The organism is Neisseria sp. P0009.S008 (assembly GCF_051958615.1).
GTDB lineage: Bacteria > Pseudomonadota > Gammaproteobacteria > Burkholderiales > Neisseriaceae > Neisseria > Neisseria subflava.
The window spans coordinates 1-229 of sequence record NZ_JBQCVG010000115.1 but is presented as its reverse complement, the minus strand read 5'-3'; the positions used below and the strand labels follow the sequence as shown (position 1 = coordinate 229).

Here is a 229-nt window from a genome sequence, read left to right as displayed (position 1 = left end):
GTGCGTAGGCGGCCTGTTAAGTCAGAGGTGAAAGACGGTAGCTCAACTATCGCAGTGCCTTTGATACTGATGGGCTTGAATGAACTAGAGGTAGGCGGAATGAGACAAGTAGCGGTGAAATGCATAGATATGTCTCAGAACACCGATTGCGAAGGCAGCTTACTATGGTTTTATTGACGCTGAGGCACGAAAGCGTGGGGATCAAACAGGATTAGATACCCTAGTAGTC

Annotated in this window: 1 rRNA gene; it reads left to right on the top strand. The window is 48.0% G+C overall.

Annotation, left to right across the window (positions count from 1 at the left end):
• Nucleotides 1–229, top strand: a 16S ribosomal RNA gene (locus ACTHSQ_RS11505); the annotation flags it as partial.